Annotated in this window: 13 protein-coding genes; all 13 read right to left on the bottom strand. The window is 43.9% G+C overall.

What is annotated here, in order from left to right:
* Window positions 1–115 precede the first annotated feature (115 nt).
* Window positions 116–1,759 (bottom strand): methyl-accepting chemotaxis protein, encoded by a 1,644-nt coding sequence (locus HC752_RS06065; protein WP_190334241.1) that lies wholly within the window; start codon window positions 1,757–1,759, stop codon window positions 116–118.
* 309 nt (window positions 1,760–2,068) lie between these two features.
* Window positions 2,069–3,343 carry a sensor histidine kinase gene (locus HC752_RS06060; protein WP_190334240.1) on the bottom strand — a complete coding sequence of 425 codons (1,275 nt, stop codon included), beginning with the start codon at window positions 3,341–3,343 and terminating at the stop codon, window positions 2,069–2,071.
* Window positions 3,327–4,001 carry a response regulator transcription factor gene (locus HC752_RS06055; RefSeq protein WP_190334239.1) on the bottom strand — a complete coding sequence of 225 codons (675 nt, stop codon included), beginning with the start codon at window positions 3,999–4,001 and terminating at the stop codon, window positions 3,327–3,329. The genes HC752_RS06060 and HC752_RS06055 overlap by 17 nt, the downstream gene beginning before the upstream one ends.
* Before the next feature lie 238 nt (window positions 4,002–4,239).
* The gene (locus HC752_RS06050) at window positions 4,240–4,509 is read right to left on the bottom strand and encodes a Rho-binding antiterminator (protein WP_190334238.1); all 270 of its coding nucleotides are present in this window, start codon (window positions 4,507–4,509) and stop codon (window positions 4,240–4,242) included.
* Window positions 4,510–4,626: 117 nt separating this feature from the next.
* Window positions 4,627–5,931, bottom strand: a complete 1,305-nt coding sequence (locus HC752_RS06045) for an inosine/guanosine kinase (RefSeq protein WP_190334237.1) — start codon at window positions 5,929–5,931, stop codon at window positions 4,627–4,629.
* Between the two features lie 325 nt (window positions 5,932–6,256).
* A complete protein-coding gene (locus HC752_RS06040) occupies window positions 6,257–7,231 on the bottom strand; it encodes an ABC transporter permease (protein ID WP_190334236.1) in 975 nt (324 codons plus the stop codon).
* 11 nt (window positions 7,232–7,242) lie between these two features.
* Window positions 7,243–8,340, bottom strand: a complete 1,098-nt coding sequence (locus HC752_RS06035; protein WP_190334235.1) for an ABC transporter permease — start codon at window positions 8,338–8,340, stop codon at window positions 7,243–7,245.
* Entirely contained in the window at window positions 8,337–9,881 is a 1,545-nt protein-coding gene (locus HC752_RS06030) for an ABC transporter ATP-binding protein (protein ID WP_190334234.1), read from the bottom strand. The genes HC752_RS06035 and HC752_RS06030 overlap by 4 nt, the downstream gene beginning before the upstream one ends.
* Before the next feature lie 292 nt (window positions 9,882–10,173).
* Complete coding sequence (locus HC752_RS06025) at window positions 10,174–11,172, bottom strand: BMP family lipoprotein (protein WP_190334233.1); 999 nt, start codon at window positions 11,170–11,172, stop codon at window positions 10,174–10,176.
* 219 nt (window positions 11,173–11,391) lie between these two features.
* Complete coding sequence (locus HC752_RS06020; protein WP_190334232.1) at window positions 11,392–12,588, bottom strand: hybrid sensor histidine kinase/response regulator; 1,197 nt, start codon at window positions 12,586–12,588, stop codon at window positions 11,392–11,394.
* Complete coding sequence (locus HC752_RS06015) at window positions 12,575–15,253, bottom strand: ATP-binding protein (protein WP_190334231.1); 2,679 nt, start codon at window positions 15,251–15,253, stop codon at window positions 12,575–12,577. Before HC752_RS06015 ends, HC752_RS06020 begins: the two co-directional genes overlap by 14 nt.
* On the bottom strand, window positions 15,250–16,266 hold the full coding sequence (locus HC752_RS06010) for a substrate-binding domain-containing protein (RefSeq protein ID WP_190334230.1): 1,017 nt from the start codon (window positions 16,264–16,266) through the stop codon (window positions 15,250–15,252). The genes HC752_RS06015 and HC752_RS06010 overlap by 4 nt, the downstream gene beginning before the upstream one ends.
* A 194-nt stretch (window positions 16,267–16,460) precedes the next feature.
* The gene (locus HC752_RS06005; RefSeq protein ID WP_190334229.1) at window positions 16,461–17,435 is read right to left on the bottom strand and encodes a TAXI family TRAP transporter solute-binding subunit; all 975 of its coding nucleotides are present in this window, start codon (window positions 17,433–17,435) and stop codon (window positions 16,461–16,463) included.
* Window positions 17,436–17,449: the final 14 nt, after the last annotated feature.

Below are 17,449 nucleotides of genomic sequence, written 5' to 3'. Positions count from 1 at the left end.
AAGTGACATCACCTAGGGCTTACTTTTTTAACGGATAGCACTTGTTTAAACTGGCAGGACTTGTTTTAACTGACAGTCCTTGCTTTAGCTAACAGCCCTTGAAAGGCTAGTAACCCTATACCTTAAAACGTCCCACGAGATTATCCAAGCGTTCGCATTGAGCGGCTAAATTCTTAGAAGAATCATTGGCGTCTTCCACCACATGAACGATCTGTTGGCTGTTATCGGCAATTCGCTGAATATTGCGGTTTACAGCGTCACTGACGGTCGTTTGTTCAAATGCTGCTGTTGCAATTTGAGCGTTCATTTCATTGACGATTGAAATTGAACGGCTGATTTCATTCAAAGAGTGTGATGCGGTGTTCGCATGTTCAATGGTACGTTCCCCCCCTTGCTGGCTAGACTTCATTGCCGTTACCGCTTCCTTTGCACCTGCTTGCAGCTTCTCAATCATTACCTGAATTTCACCAGTACTGTCTTGCGTTTTACTCGCCAAGGCGCGCACCTCATCTGCAACAACGGCGAAGCCACGCCCTTGATCCCCCGCGCGCGCCGCCTCTATCGCAGCGTTAAGCGCCAACAGGTTTGTCTGCTCTGCAATACCACGAATCACATCCAGAATCGAAGCGATGTTAGACACATCAGAATCCAATGTATGTATCACAGATCCTGCGTGTTTCAGTTCGTTTGCAAGCTCTTGAATGGAGGTCACCGTTTGCGTTAGTACCTCCGAGGCTTGTTTCACTTCAGAGTGCCCAACCTCGCTCGCACTCGCTGCTTCTTGAGCATTCTGACTTACACTGTCACTTGTAGCTCGCATTTCATTGATTGCCGTTGCAACCATCTCACTTTCTTGTTGTTGAGAAGTTACCCCTTTAACAACATTGCCAGTAATTTGATTAAATTGATTCATCTCATTGCGCACGTGGTGCGTGGCATCAACAACGTCACCAATCGTGGTTTGTAAAGATTGTACAAACGTGTTGAAGTTTCGCCCTAATTCCCCAACTTCATCATAAGACTCCACTTTAACTCGCTTTGTTAAATCCCCCTGCCCCGACGCAATTTCCGCCATGCTTTCATTCAACCGACGAATTGGAGCAATAATCCAACCAGACAGTAACCAAGTTAGAAAAGCGCCAATTAGAATGGCGAATCCACTGCCGACTTCAAGTGCTAACTCTGAATTCCTAGCCGCATCATTGGCTTCTATTCGAAGTTCCGCTTGCACGCTTTCAATGCTTTTACGAATCGATTTAAGCTCCTTTCGCATAATGGCGAAATCACTCATTAAGCCGGCCTGATATTGAGTAAATAAGGCTTGAGCTTGCTGTGGTTGGGCAAACATCATCTCGTATTTATCAATCCATCTCTCAGTTGCTTCAATGAGCTGATCGATGCTTGTTTTTGAACTCGATGGCAATATTTCTCCATCCACCAAACTATAAAGGCTCTTTAAGCGAGGCAATGCTTTATAGCCATTATCTTCGAACTCAAACTTATGCTTTTGCATTTCTTCCTGATCACCGTTAGCGAGCATCAAACCCTGCGCTGCCGAGAACACTTGGTAGAGATCACGGTAGGCATCTTCGAGTTTTTCCAATACGGGTTGAATGTTGTTATTTAATTTATTATTTGCTCGACTTTGCGCACCAAACAATTGGACGTTGTACAACGTGATGGAGGAGAATAAAAGAATCATTACTGTAACAGGTAACGCCATCTTCATTCTTAAAGAGAGGTTAGATAACCAGTTCATATTTCACCTACATATAGAGTAAGCACTCTAAACATTAATATCAGATACCCGCACAGAAACCTGTTAAACGGCGGTAGCGACATTCTATATAAGCAGATTGCTTATCAACGTCACCAGAGTCAAACTAACACCTCAACGCCTTGATTAAATTGAGTTACTTTTGACTCGTATTGTCTTTTCCCTTTTCCCTAAGCATCTGCCAAACGTTTCTATAACCATAGAGACAGTACATTTTTAGCGCTTTCCGCCTCAGTGGGCTCCGTTCCACTGGCTTCGGCTTCAAACCCTATTTATGAATGGACATGAGAGTTAACTAATGTAAATTCTCGCTCTCAAACCTGGGTGATTATCCTTAAAAAGAAGCTGCGCTTGATGCAGCCGGACAACCGCATCAACGAGGGCTAAGCCCATTCCATTTCCGATTTCGCTTCGGCTTTTATCTGCTCTAAATAACGGTTCGCAAACGTGAGGTTTGTCGGTATCAGATATCCCTATTCCCGAATCACAAACAACGATACCTAGAGTGTCTACAATCACCTCAATCCGACCATGCTCGGGCGTGTACTTCACCGCATTCTCTACCAAGTTAAATAAGGCTCGAAACATCAAAGAACGATCACCAATAAGATGGCATTGCCCCTCTTTTCTTAGGGTCATGATTTGCTGCTTTTGTTCTGCGAGCGGTATCAAAAATTCCGTCACATCATGGGCAATTTTGCTCAAGTCGACGTCGTCGTCACTTATGACCATCTGCCCACTGTTTAAGCGTGCAATCTCCAACATACTGTTAAAAAAAGCGAGCAACACATCCAACTCTTCTTGGCAAGCCATAAGCTTACTGAGCTCTGGTTCTGCTAAATTTTTTGAGTTAGAAAGCTCTTCGAGTCTCAATTTTAAGCGAGCCATCGGCGTTCGCATATCATGTGCCATACCAATTGAGAGCGTTTTGAGAGTCTCTTCGTTCTTTTCCATCTGCTCTATCATAAAATTGAGATGTATCGCCAAAATATCGAATTCATCATCACTGGTTGAAACAGGCAATTTCACCTTTTTTTCACCACAGAGAAAGCGATTCATAGCATGATTGACCCTATGCAGCTTACGTAATATGACAATCGCGAATGTCGCCGCGCCAATAAACATCAATGTGACGGGTATCAAAACACCCGAAGCAATCATCGGAACCACTTGAGAACGATACGACTGCAAAAGCTCGGGTTTGATGCCTATTTCCAATGTTCGACCATCAAAAAGAAAGACTTGGTTATGACTCAATTTTTTCCGCACTACCGGATAAGAGGATGGAATGGAAATACGATTGATGTGATAGATGAAAGGACTTTCAAACTCTCGCTTTCTCAGAATCAATCTTTCCACTTCGCCAACGCCTCGCAGATTGGCTTCGTCAAACTCCTGAATTTCATCGCGAAGCTGCTTGGTAAGTTGGTTGCGATGAAATGACTCCGAATGGACAAAGACTTGATGAACAAATAATGAATAAAGCAGAGCAATGGATATGACGAGTAGGAGTAAAATTTTAAATATTGAGGAACGTGTAAGATCATGATCAACAGCGAAGGACATAACCTGCTCCCCTAACGGTATGGAGTAGATTCGTTCCGCCAACCTCATCCAATTTTCTACGAAGATTGGCAATGTGAACATCTATCACGTTCGTTCTAGGGTCAAAATGATAGTGCCATATCGCTTCAAACAAACGCATTCGAGAAATGACCTGCTCTTCGTTTTCCATGAAATACTGAAGTAACTGAAACTCTTTGGGTTGCAGATGTAACTCGTTATCAAGAAAAGTGACGCGATGCGCTTTCAAGTCCAATTTAAGACCTTCGTATTCCAAGTAGCTAAGAACCCGAGGGGTGGGCTGGTGACGTCGTACAATGATGTCTGTACGAGCAATCAATTCCGCTAGAGCAAAAGGCTTCGTTAAGTAGTCATCACTGCCCGCTTGCAAGCCGCTGACTCTATCTTCAACGCTGTCCATTGCACTGAGAATCAAGACTGGTACATTCACTTCGGTTGCTCTAATCGCCGCAAGTACTTTCATGCCGTCCAGTGCTGGTAACATCCGATCGAGAATGATCATTTTATAATCACAACTGATGGCCATCATCAAACCTTCTTGACCATCTCCCGCTTCATCTACGATATAGCCATGTTCGCGCAGCCCCTGAGATACAAACTCTCTTGTCGTTACGTCATCTTCAATCACTAGAATTTTCATGTGGTTAGCCTCCAGATATGACGCAGGAATAGTATCAGACAGAGAAGAATAAAATCTTGTTGCATACCAAAGAATGCGGCTTGTGTAGAAGACCTAGAGTAAAAATGAGAGGGAAAGCGTGGTGGGAGAAAGCCAAGAGAAATCAGAAAAAATAAATATAATCAGTTGAACTTTATCTACTTATTATTCACTCATGACCACCTGATTCTCACGCAAGAACATACCGAACGGAAGTTCATTAAATGTCATTAATGTGAATAGTTGTGAAGTGAGGGTTTGGTGTTTTTGCGCTCATTGTATGGATGTCATCGAGTCGTACCATAGTTTCATCGACATCGGTTACATCAGCGATCAAGTTAGTGAGAATCAAATATTCCGCCCGATCGGTGCCTATTTTGGTATTGTGCGCCACTCCCTCTATTTGTTCACCAGACAGCATATCTAGGCTCACTCTCAATTTGAGTAGACAAGCTAACTCAATGAAATCGTATTTATCGCAACTGACCATCAGCGGACCTTACTCTTTACACAGTATGAATTTGGGTTGAATTAATCATGGCATAGTCATCGAGATTAAAACAAGAAAACCGCCCAAAGAAGCGGTTTTCTAAGCATTCTAATAAGATTAACGTTCCCAGTACGCTTCTTCCAAGCTATCTTCACGCTCCGGCAAACCTCGAGACAAACGAGGAGAATGCTGAACCAAGACTTCGTAACTTGCGCGGTTCGAATATTTGCATACCTGAGAGAAAGAAGAGTACGTCAAATACGGGTATTGGTGTTTACTGGAATTCGGCACATTTTCTTTGTGGTAACGGTTGGCGGCCATGTCATGCAACAATGCAGAGAGTGCCGCATCGCCTGCACCATTCGTATTCTTTATTTTTTCAGGACCGCCCATGTAAGGTGCGATGTGCGAATACACCTTAATCGGATTATCAGTGTTGGCCTTTAGTACTGGTCGACTGAACTCATAACGGTTGAACTCTGCAATGGCACCCGGAAGGAGCGGAAGCGATGTTTCTCGCTTTGCCGTATCTTCGGCAAAGCCTGCCATGTAAAGTCCAACAGGTCCTGCTGTACATAGCACCAGATCCACCCAATCAAGCGTTTTATCCGAAGCCAAAAGCGGGTCATTTTCCCCTGTTAACGCTTTCGCCTCATCTTCGTTCATCGCGACTACCGACACGTGGTCGTGCAAAAAGGTTTGCCAAAACACTGGATCGTCTTGAATAACGTATTTTGTTCCCAACGTAAGAACAACGGGCACGTCGTATTTTTTTGCGTACTCGATAGCTTGCATGGTTGCTTGAGGCATGGGGTCGCCTGGCTTGCATCGAACAAGATAAGCAGTAAGAACCAGTGCAGACGCTTTCTTGAAAATGGTTTCTGGGATGTTTTCAGGCTTTAGCTGATTCATATGACCTTCGCTGATAGCAAAGGTACGTTCACCGTCTTCACTGATCAAAGCGAAGCAGCGACCAATCGCACCGTCTACTCCTTGCAAATAATTAAGATCCATTCGGCTAGACGTATTACACAGGTATCGATACCCATAACTGCCGATCTTGATGTCTTGGCTCATTACCCCCAACAAAATGGACTTGTCGTCTGCAAGAACGGAGTAATTATGCAGAGTATTGCCAATCGTACCGCCAGCAAACTCATTGGTGACGAGCCCTTGCTCTTTTAGCTCGTTGTACAAATTCTCTGCTGTTTCATCATCGATAACCAGAGAGTGTCCCTTACTCAAAGAAAATTTTTCGATAAAGTCATCGCTCACTTTCGCCTCAATGTCCACGAGAGTCTGGTCGATACCAACAATGTGAGTGCGTGCCATTTTTTTGCTTTCTTGCGCTTGGGTTACCAATGGATCACGCTCATGCACAGGGAAGTAGTGTTTAGATTTTCTTTGACCGGGAAACTTCATATTCAATAAAACTTATTAAGGGACAAGTTGGGAACGAGATTGTAGCTCGCATGTTAATGAGCGGCAATATCGCCCAAAAAAGGCAAACGTTTGCTCTTTCATTTATTAAACTTTATTCCGATTTAGCTCAACTTCCAACTAGGCTTTCATTTTCTCTTTGCTTCAATCGAACTTGCCTTTCTGAGTTCGGAAACCACACTCCTCACAACTTGTAAAGCCGTATAGCGCATGTCTTTAACCCCCTTTGACCAATAATAAAAAAGCCACCAGAAAAATCGGATGGCTTTGAAGAAGTGAATACGATTTATGAACGTTCCTAGAATCTTTATCGTTCTTTCGTGTATGGCTTGGCAATCGCTTTAGGGGCAACAGCTTTTCCAATGAAGCCCGCTAAAAGAACAACAGTTAAAACATAGGGTAGTGCAGAGAACACTTGGGTTGGAAGTACACCAACCAGTGGGATTTCCACGCCTTGCATTCGCGTTTCCAATGCCGACAAGAAACCAAACAGCAAGCAGGCAAAAAATGCGGCTTTAGGGTTCCATTTACCAAATATTACCGCGGCTAATGCAATATAACCTTGACCAGCTGTCATTTCCTTACCAAAGCCCGCATTCTGAGCGGTCGACAGGTAGGCTCCGGCCAACCCACACAACACGCCTGTCACGAGTACGGCTCTAAAACGCAACGAAAATACCGAGATACCCGCTGTATCCACAGCATTCGGTTCTTCCCCAACAGCACGGACTCGTAAACCAAAGCGAGTTCTGAACAATACCCACCAAGTCACAACGACGGCGACAAATGCAAGATAGACAAGAATGTTATGACCCGAAATAAGCTCCGAGTAAATAGGACCAATCACGGGAACATTCTCACCTAACCACTGCGCACCCGGTAAATCAAGGGGTAAGAAGCGTTGTTCATTAAGCAGTGTAGGCGTTTGACCACCTTTAGAAAACCAAGCATGTCCTAGGGTTATCGTCATCCCGGATGCAAAAAAGTTAATCGCCAAACCTGAAATGATCTGATCACCTTTTTGAATGATGGAAGCATAGCCATGAACGAGTGCCAATAGAACAGAAGCGCCAATACCTGCCAGCAATCCCAACCACGGAGAACCCAGTGCATAAGACGTCGCAGCAGCCACAAAAGCAGAGAACAGCATCTTGCCTTCCAGACCAATATCCGCAATACCAGAACGCTCTGAAAATATCCCCGCCATTGCCGCAAAGATAAGCGGTACAGCCAAGCGAATGGTCGAATCAAAAGTGGACAATAGCCAGTTAAAAATTTCCATCGTCACACCTCCTAAGCTTTCGCTTGACGAGTAAAGAGCCGCTCAACAGGCTCACGAATAAGTCTATCCATAGCGCCAGTAAAGAAGATGACCAAACCTTGGATAACCATGATAAGTTCAGGGTTCAAGCTCGGCATTTCAAATTGCAACTCGGTTCCGCCTTGATATAAAGCACCAAACAAAATCGCCGCAATAATGATCCCAACAGGGTGATTCCGTCCCATGAGTGCCACCGCAATACCAATAAACCCGAAGCCACCAGTGAAGTTGAGAATAAGGCGATTGTGCGCACCAAATACTTCATTGACGGCCATCATGCCCGCTAAACCACCAGATATTGTCATGGCGATAATAATGATTCTCTTTGCGTTGATCCCTGCGTATTCCGCCGCAGACGCATTTTGCCCAACCACTCGGATAGCGTAACCCAAGCGAGATCGGAACAATAACAGCCATACTAGCCACGCCATGACTAACGCGATCAATAACGATGGGTTAAGTAAAGAAAATGGCAATTCAAACCCGTTCGCAGCGCCCCATTCATGTAATTTGGGAAACACCGCCTCAGGGTTGAAGTAACGTGAATCTGTCGAGTTACCGCCGTATTTGGCTATGTGTTCTACCAATGCGTAACCCATAACCGAAAACGCAATAAAGTTGAACATAATGGTGGTAACCACAATGTGCGACCCACGTTTAGCTTGCAGATAACCAGGCACCGCGCCCCAAAGCGCACCAAAGGCAGCCGCAACAATAATGGCTAACGGTGCCATTAACCAGACCGACAATATACCGTCTAGCAACAACATCAATATACCGATACCTAAGCCAGCGATATACGCCTGCCCTTCACCGCCGATATTGAACAAGCCAGCGTGAAACGCCACTGCTACGGCAAGACCTGTAAAAATAAAGTTCGTGGAATAGTAAAGTGTGTTACTTAAACCACCATACTCAAGATTCGTTGCCCCTTGAATCATCACAGAAAATGCAGCGACAGGGCTTTCACCAACCAATAACACGACGAGGCTAGATACCACCAAAGCGAGAATCAACTGAAGCAGCGGAACCAACGCTACATTGACCCATGAGGGTACGGTCTTGTTCATTGTACGTCTCCTTCAGCACTGGCATTGGCCATGAGCAGACCCAGCCCTTTCTCGTCGGTTTCACTTGCTTTTACTTCACCCGAAATCTCACCATCCACCATCACGATAATTCTATCGGACAGAGACATGATTTCATCCAACTCAGTGGAAACAAGGAGCACCGCTGCGCCGTTATCTCTGGCTGCAATGATGTTTTTATGAATGAATTCAATCGCCCCAATATCCACACCGCGTGTGGGTTGACCAACTAGGATGACATCCGGATGTTTGAGCATTTCGCGCGCGATAATCAACTTTTGCTGGTTACCACCGGAAAAGTTAGCGCTCTTAAGGTGTGGATCGACGGGTCGGACATCATATTGCTCCATCATGTCACGTGTCGCGTCATCAATGGCATTCAAATCAAGAAGATGAGAACCGTATTCTTTATTATGATGGAAGCCAAGAATGGCATTTTCTGCGGCAGGCATGGTTTTGACTAAACCCTGCTTGATACGGTCTTCCGGAATATGACCGATACTTAATTCGCGCATTAATGCAGCGTCACGGGCAGCCTCGGAATTGAATTGATGCACCCCTTTCGACGTTGAGACTCTTAACTCACCTTCTTGAGGCACCAAAGTACCAGAAAGTACACGAAGCAACTCTGATTGACCATTACCAGAAACCCCAGCCACCCCTAGAATCTCCCCCGCCTTTATGTGGAAATTAAGATTCTTGAGACGCTTAATACCTCGGTCATCAAAGTAACTGACGTCTTTGACTTCAATACGGGTCTCTTCAGGTGCTGCTTCTGACTTATCGACATTAAGCAGAACTTTACGACCCACCATCAACTCCGCCAGTTCTTGTGGATTCGTTTGCCCTGTATTTCTGAACGCCACCATTTCACCCGCCCGCATAACAGAGACACTATCGGTTACCGACATAATTTCTTTCAGCTTATGGGTGATTAATATGATGGTCACACCCTGCTCTTTTAGTGTGCGCAGAATGTCAAAAAGCTGCTCGGTTTCTTGTGGTGTAAGAACCCCAGTAGGTTCATCCAAAATGAGGATACGTGCACCACGATATAACGCTTTTAATATCTCTACCCGCTGTTGCAAACCCACAGGCAAAGAAGAAACCAACGCGTGGTTATCCACTTCAAGACCGTATTTCGTTTCAATTTCATGCAATGCTTGTTCAGCATCTTTTACGCTATGCGAGATCAAGCTGTGACTTTCAGCGCCGAGCATAATGTTTTCAATAACCGTAAAGGTTTCTACCAACATAAAGTGCTGGTGAACCATTCCGATTCCAAGATCGATCGCATCTTGAGAGTTTTTGATGGCAACTTGCTTTCCATCAACATGGATGGAGCCCGAATCCGCCTCATAAAAGCCGTACAAGATCGACATTAATGTCGACTTGCCCGCACCGTTTTCTCCCACAATGCCGTGGATGGTGCCTGGTTGGACAGCAAAATTAATATCTTTGTTTGCCCAAACCGCGCCGAAGCGCTTATTAACGAGTTTTAACTCAATGGCAGGACTGCTCATTCTCTCTCCCTGAGTGACTGAATGATTCGATAACTCATGTTAGTTCTTGTATATCTTCAAAATGACAGGTTTATCAACTTTAAAGAGTATAAATGCAAATATCTGAAAATTTCGTCGAATCCGTTTCATTGAATTCTCTTTCATTTATTCTGCTATTTTCGCAAAAATACTCCAGCTATGTCTGCCACATCACCACCAAGAATGATAATTATATTTTTTGCTGAATTCTTGGAAGGCAGAAATTAAAAAGCCGGACACAGATCAGCCATGTCCGGCATTGATTACTACTATATTAGTAAGTACAAGCGCTATTTGAGAAGTAATCGTGTACTACCACTTTACCAGAAATAATGTCGTCCCGAATTTGCTCAACTTTGCCTGCCATTTCTGCTGTGATTAGGCTGCTATTGTATTCATCAAGTGCCCATGCGACCCCTTCTTCTTTCAGGCCAAGAGACTGCATGCCTGAAGTGAATTTGCCTGCGTACGCATCCATAAATGCATCTTTAACCGCAACGTCCACGCGCTTAACCATCGACGTCAGCATAACGCCAGGGTGAAGGTGGTTTTGATTGGAATCTACGCCGATCGCGTATTTTTTCTCATCTGCGGCAGCTTGGTAAACCCCCACACCTGTACCACCCGCAGCGGCGTAAACAACATCAACACCTTGGTCGAACTGAGACTTAGCCAGCTCCGCCCCTTTTGTTGGGTTATTCCATGCAGCAGGCGTAGAACCTGTCATGTTTTGCACAACTTTTGTGTCTTTGTTGATGTATTTTGCACCTTGCTCATAACCACAAGCAAACTTACGAATCAGAGGAATATCCATGCCGCCAATAAAACCAACGGTTTTCGACTCACTCTTCATGGCAGCTAGCGCACCAACAAGGAAAGAACCTTCATGTTCTTTAAACACAACGCTACGAACGTTTGGTAGGTCTACCACAGAATCAATAATAACGAAGTTTGTTTTTGGAAATTGCTTCGCTACTTTTTCAACGATAGGAGCTTGCTGGAAACCCACTGCCACAATAGGATTATGGCCACGCTGTGCCAAACGCAACATCGCTTGCTCACGTTGTGCTTCGTTAGTAATTTCAAACTCACCGTACGTAATTCCTGTGTCCTTCTTAAATGCTTCCGCACCGTTGTAAGCCGCTTGGTTGAAAGACTTATCAAATTTACCGCCCATGTCAAAGATCACTGACGGTTTAAAATCTGCAGCTTGAGAAGCAAAAGTTGCTAGCCCAAGCGCTACACCTACCGCGACTGACTTAAAGGTCATCATCCTATTTCTCCGTGTCATTTGGTATCAAAGTATTAAAATTAGCACCTATCCCCAAATACCTGTGCAATTATCGCCCAATTTTTTACAGATTCTTGACATGATTCACGACTGTGAAGAAGAACATATTCAATTCGAACAATAGTTAATCGTTTGCTTTATTATTTTGAGCACAATTCTTGTATACAATGCTAACAATTCATTCACAATTAGCAACCATAATTAGGATATTTCACATGGAAAACAAAAGGTAAAGCGCGCTCCTTGTGATGATTTTATCAACTCAATTCGCCCCTTAAGGTACTGAGTAACTAAAATATAGGCGACATGCAATCCCAATCCAACAAACCCTTGGCTCCTCTCAGTCGTAATAAAGGGTTCAAATAATGTTTCCTCTACATCTGAAGAAACACCTCGACCATCATCACGATATTCCACCTCTAATTGCCCGTTATTGTGACGCACATTGACCCAAATCTCCCCTTTTTTGCCGCCAGCGAACCCGTGATGATAGGTATTGGTCACCAATTTTTGCAGTACGTCGTGGACAATCCACGTATTGAGTTTGACGGTAAGCGTCGGATCGCACTCCACGTTGAATTTCACGCCGATCTCTTCCCTCGCAGCAACGGACTCCAACCCTTCGGTCATAAAACGCCCTACATTCACTGGTTGAACTCGGGTTTCAGCCCCCACGGCGTCTAACTCTCTAAATGAATCGATTAAGCGAGATTGCTTCGCCGTATTGTTAAGACCAATAGTGGTGAAATCACGGATCGATTCCAACGTTGACACCATATTGCTCTTTGAAAGAACACCACTTTCGATCGAATTTTCTAACGTATCAATGGTGTCCCTAATAGCGGAAAACGTACTGATACAATTCCCTATTGGTGTGTTCATTTCATGCGCTACACCCGACACCAACTTGGCCAGTGATGCCATTTTCTCTGATTCCACCAGCTTATTTTGCGTACTTCGTAGCTGGATTAACGCTTCCGTCTTTTCTTTTACTAGGTTCTCTAGATCTCTCTTGGATTGGCTGATACTTAAATGATTTTGCACACGGGCAATCAGCTCTTTCTTTTGAAAAGGCTTACTGATGTAATCCACTGCACCGGAAGAGAATGCTTTTTCTTTTGCATCCTGATCTGTTAATGCAGTAAGAAAAATGATAGGAATATCAACATATTCAGGGTTGCTGTTGAGAATTTGGCAGACTTCAAAACCATTTATTTCAGGCATATTGACATCTAAAAGAATCAATGAAGGTTTGATTCTCTCTACTCGACTTAATGCCGTTCTGCCATTGTTGGCCGTGGCAATCTTATAACCCAACTCTTTTAAAAAACCGGAAGCGACACCTAGATTTGAAGGGCTATCGTCCACTATAAGTATTGAAATATCATGGTTGCTCATTAACGTAATCATCCACCATATCGATTATTTTCTGGTCATCAAACTCGTGAGCGAATTTAACGACACGTTCGGTAAACTCTGGGAAATCCGTGGCAAGCGGTTGCACCATTTCTTGAATATCATCTATAAATCCATCAATGGCTAAAGTTCGAATTTTGGAAAGCACTTCCCCACTAGGGACTCTTATTTCCCCCTCAGATTCAATTGGCTTTGATTGCAGTGCAACTGAACCATTAACCGACCTGCTCACTTTAGTATAGGCAAGGAATTTCTTAAGCTCTTCGATAAGGCTCTCTTTATCAACGGGTTTCGTGATATAGCCTTCACAGTACTTAATGTGACTTTCAAGCGATTCCGACAATGCAGAAGCCGTAACGGCAATAATCGGAATGTCCTGATAAAGGGGATTTTTCTTTAATATTTCAGAGGCTTCTCGACCATCCATATTAGGCATTTTTATGTCCATCAAAATTAAGTCAGGGGGGCATTTTTCCACCCTTTCAAGCAATTGAATGCCATCATCGGCGTAGTCCAATACGAATGGGTAATCCGTTAAAAACTGAGCCAAAATTTCTTGGTTATAATCCACATCATCCGCTATTAAAATTTTGGCGGGTTCAAATACCACACTGGTGTTTTCCTCTACAGGATCAGGGTCAGCCTCAAGCGCTTGAGCCGGACTCACCAAGGGTAAAACCACACTAAACGTTGTCCCTGAACCAAATTCACTAGAGACCGATATTTCCCCCCCCATTAGTTCAATGATTTGCTTACTAATGGCAAGCCCTAAGCCTGTACCACCAAAACGACTTTCCGTTGCTTCTGCCTGTTCAAATGATCCAAATATTTTATCCATCTGATCTTTTTTAATCCCTATCCCTGTATCTTCTACATCGAATTCCAACCTGAAATTTTCCTCGACAGGGATAGCTCTGGCGGTGACTTTTACAAAGCCTTTAGCGGTAAATTTAACGGCATTACCAATCAAGTTAATGAAGACTTGCCTTAATCGATTTTCATCCATGGAGAGGCTCTCAGGCATGCCTTTTTCTATTTCATAGATAAGCGCAAGATCACTGCTGGACGCCTTGTGGTCGAACATATCATGCAATTCTTCAAACATTTTAGGCACCGATGTGGGCGCCATATGAAACTCGAGTTTACCGGATTCCACTTTCGACAAGTCCAAAACGTCATTAATAAGGTGAAGAAGTGCTTTACCTGATGTCCTGATCTTATTGATGAAATTGAGTTTTTTTGGGTTGGCTTCTTCCGAATAGAGAATTTCAGAAAACCCAAGAATCGCGTTCATCGGAGTCCGAATTTCATGAGACATATTAGCCAGAAACTCCGACTTGGCTTGGTTCGCTTTTTCAGCGCTTTCTTTGGCTTTCTCCATTTCATTCACTGCATGGCGTAATTCTTCCGTTCTTAACATCACCCGGTCTTCCAGTTCTTCATTGAGCTTTCTCACTTTTCTTTCTGCAACATCTCGCTCCTGGATCTTCAAATTCAACTCGGTAATGTTGTCCTTGATCGCGCTTTGCATGAAGTAAAAATTACGCGCGAGTTCACCAAATTCATCACGTCGGGAGATGTTGATTTTGTGATTGATATTCCCGTTAGCAATCGCACTAAAATCCTTAATTAACTGAGAAACGGGTTCAATGAACGAGCGAGCCATTAAGATTGAAATCGCCACTGCCAGCAACACTAAAACCAAGCCCGAAACGATGAGTAATACCGCAACACGCTTAGTGGCATCTTCTATAACTTGTTGAGATATTGAGGTAACCAAATACCCAAGTACGACCCCTTTGTCTCTTATGGTTGAAACTAAACCAGTATGAATCTGCCCATCGATATCCTTGATATCTAACTGCATTTTCGCTGTATTAATTTGGATATCGTCTTCAAGTTTTGTAAATTCGCTAGATCCGTCTATTCGATTTCTTGATTCATCGTACAGAGTAATTTCCACCCCTAAATCCACCTCTTGAATCGCCAAGTCAAAATCCCAGCTCCTTTGCAATACCAGCACTCCACCGTTATCAAGTTCGAAGCTGTAACTAATACCTACACTGCCATCCGATAACGTTGTTAATTCAGTTCGAGGCGAACCAACGAATGTCTTAGGAAAATTAAGAACGGGCTCGATGACTTTTTTGCGTAAAAAATTGCGCGAGTCCCAGCTAATCAAAGTGGTTTCATTGATGATGAGCCCATCTAACTGACCATTAAATTGAGCAAAGAGATAGTTAACGTTTTCATCCAATACTGGGGAGGAAGAATTGGGGTCCGCTGGCAGGTAAATCGCATAGCTGGAAATATCGTAAATACGTGAAAACTCAAGTAAGTACTCGCGAACATCTGGGTAGAAAGTAAGCACGCCGATAAAATCTTCAGCGGTAAAGATGTTACCTCGCTCCACACCCATTAAGAATTGAGTAGAAGCACTCCTTCGAAATGCTTCATATTGGCGATGAATATGCGGAAAATCATCTGATATGCGTCTTTGTAGAGAGCTCGTTGCATTGTGCAGACGTGCCTCATTCTGACGATTAATCTCACTTCTCATCAACACATTGGAAGCAACAATCGAAAGCACGATTGTGAGCGCGACCAGCAGCGGAGTAAAAACAAAAAGTTTGGTTTTAAAGGTCATTCAGCCTTCCAGCCATTGATTAAATTCTTGCGTAAAAAATGGGTGATATTCTCTTTATTAACAACGACTGCGCCTATGTGAACCACTTCAGGAAGCAGTGTAATACCAATGGATGAGATATTACTGGCTACTGGAATATCATCGCCCAATCGATCGTGATAATCCTCCAGTAAGGCAATCGAGAGATAACTCATCATTGCCGTTTTCGCTACGATAGAAGAATCAATCACACCACTTTCAATAAATTCGAGAACCGTATCTTCCCGATCATGAACCACAATGGATAGATCCTTGTCCATCAAACCGAGCTGACCTATCGCATTTCCTATCCCTACACCAGAGCTGGAGTTAAGCCCTATCAATCCACTAAGATGGGGGTGCTCACGTAAGAGTTTCATCGTCACTTGGCTGGCTTGATCGGTATTCGTTTCGTCGTCCACTTCAGCAACTATTTCCCATTCCGTATTTTTCAAGCCATCGATAACACCCTGCCTCTTTAACACGGTATTACTGGCTTGATTAAGGACGAGACCTAGCTTGCCTTTGTTACCACCAATACGAACGAGCTCTTGAGCCGTTAGGAGACCAGCCTGATAGTTATCCAACCCAATGTACGTATTAGCATTGTGGTTTTCAGGGGCCGCTTCAATGGCTATCACTTCGATTCCTTTCTTTCTCGCTTCAACGATCAAAGGGAGGGTATTATCGACCCAAAGAGGGACAATAATGCCGTCAGGATTAGCGGCAATAGCCACTTCCATTGCTTTATACTGAGCATCCCAATCCGGTCCCTGAGGGCCAAGCATTACGATATTCACATTTAATTTCTTGGTGGCGTATTTAAAGCCTAACTTGATATCGCGTACATAAGGATGAGCTAAAAAAGCGCCTACAAAGTAATAGGTTCGCTTGCTATTTTCTTCTGCTATTACGTTTGGGATAGATAAGACAAGCAAAAAAACAGGTGTTATTAAAAGTCTTGTTGCAACTTGCTTAACGAGAGTTTTTAGCATAGTAAGTTCCATCTCAATCATACCTTTAGTTCAGTATAGACAGTCATCACGTATTATGCGTAAATTACTAATAGATTGAATGCGTTGAGCCATATAGCAAATAAATTTCACTGCACAGCAGAACCACTTTCACGGCTTATCAAGCATAAAAAAGCCCGCTTAACAAAGCGGGCTTTGAAGAAAAACAACGTGATTTATTTCAGTAAACCCACTTCTTTGTAATATTTTGCTGCACCAGCATGAAGAGGTGCCGATAGACCATCTTTTACCATTTCTTCTTTTTTCAAGTTGCTGAAGGCAGGATGAAGGCGTTTAAAGTCATCGAAGTTTTCAAATACCGCTTTCACGATTGCATAAACCACTGTCTCTTTTACGGCAGTGGAACTGACGAACGTTGCGCCGACACCAAACGTTTGAACATCTTCTGGATTGCCACGGTACATACCGCCTGGAATGGTCGCGACGCGATAGAAGCTGTTATCGGCAATCAGTTTTGCCACAGCAGGACCGCTGACTTCAACAATGACACTGTCACAAGAAGTTGTTGCTTCTTTGATAGCACCACTTGGGTGACCCACCGTATAAATCATTGCATCAATTTTGTTGTCACAAAGCGCTTTAGACTGCTCAGAAGCCTTTAATTCTGAAGCAAGTTTAAAGTCTTTCATTGTCCAGCCCAACTCATCCATCAGCACTTCCATCGTACCGCGCTGACCAGAACCAGGGTTACCAATGTTGACACGCTTACCTTTTAGATCGGCAAATGTTTTAATACCGGCGTCTGCACGTGCTACCACAGTAAAGGGTTCTGGGTGAACAGAAAAGACCGCACGAAGATCCTTAAAAGGGCCTTGCTCCTCAAACTTGCTTGAACCATTGTAGGCATGATACTGCCAATCCGATTGAGCAATACCCAAATCCAACTCACCGGCTCGAATGGTGTTGATGTTGTAGACCGAACCGCCTGTACTCTCGACAGAGCAACGAATACCATGATCTTTGCGCCCTTTATTGACCAAGCGGCAAATCGCGCCTCCCGTTGGATAATAAACACCGGTTACGCCACCTGTACCAATCGTTACAAAATCGTCAGCCGCGTTCGTGGTGGTTGCGAACCCCAATGCACCAGTCAGCCCCATCATTACGCAAGCCGTTTTCAAAAACGTCATATCCCTTCCCCTCT

The sequence above is a fragment of the Vibrio sp. S9_S30 genome (genome assembly GCF_014694455.1).
In the GTDB taxonomy this organism is placed as follows: Bacteria; Pseudomonadota; Gammaproteobacteria; order Enterobacterales; family Vibrionaceae; genus Vibrio.
Note: the sequence above shows the minus strand (reverse complement) of the source record. Positions and strands in the feature narration are given on the sequence as shown.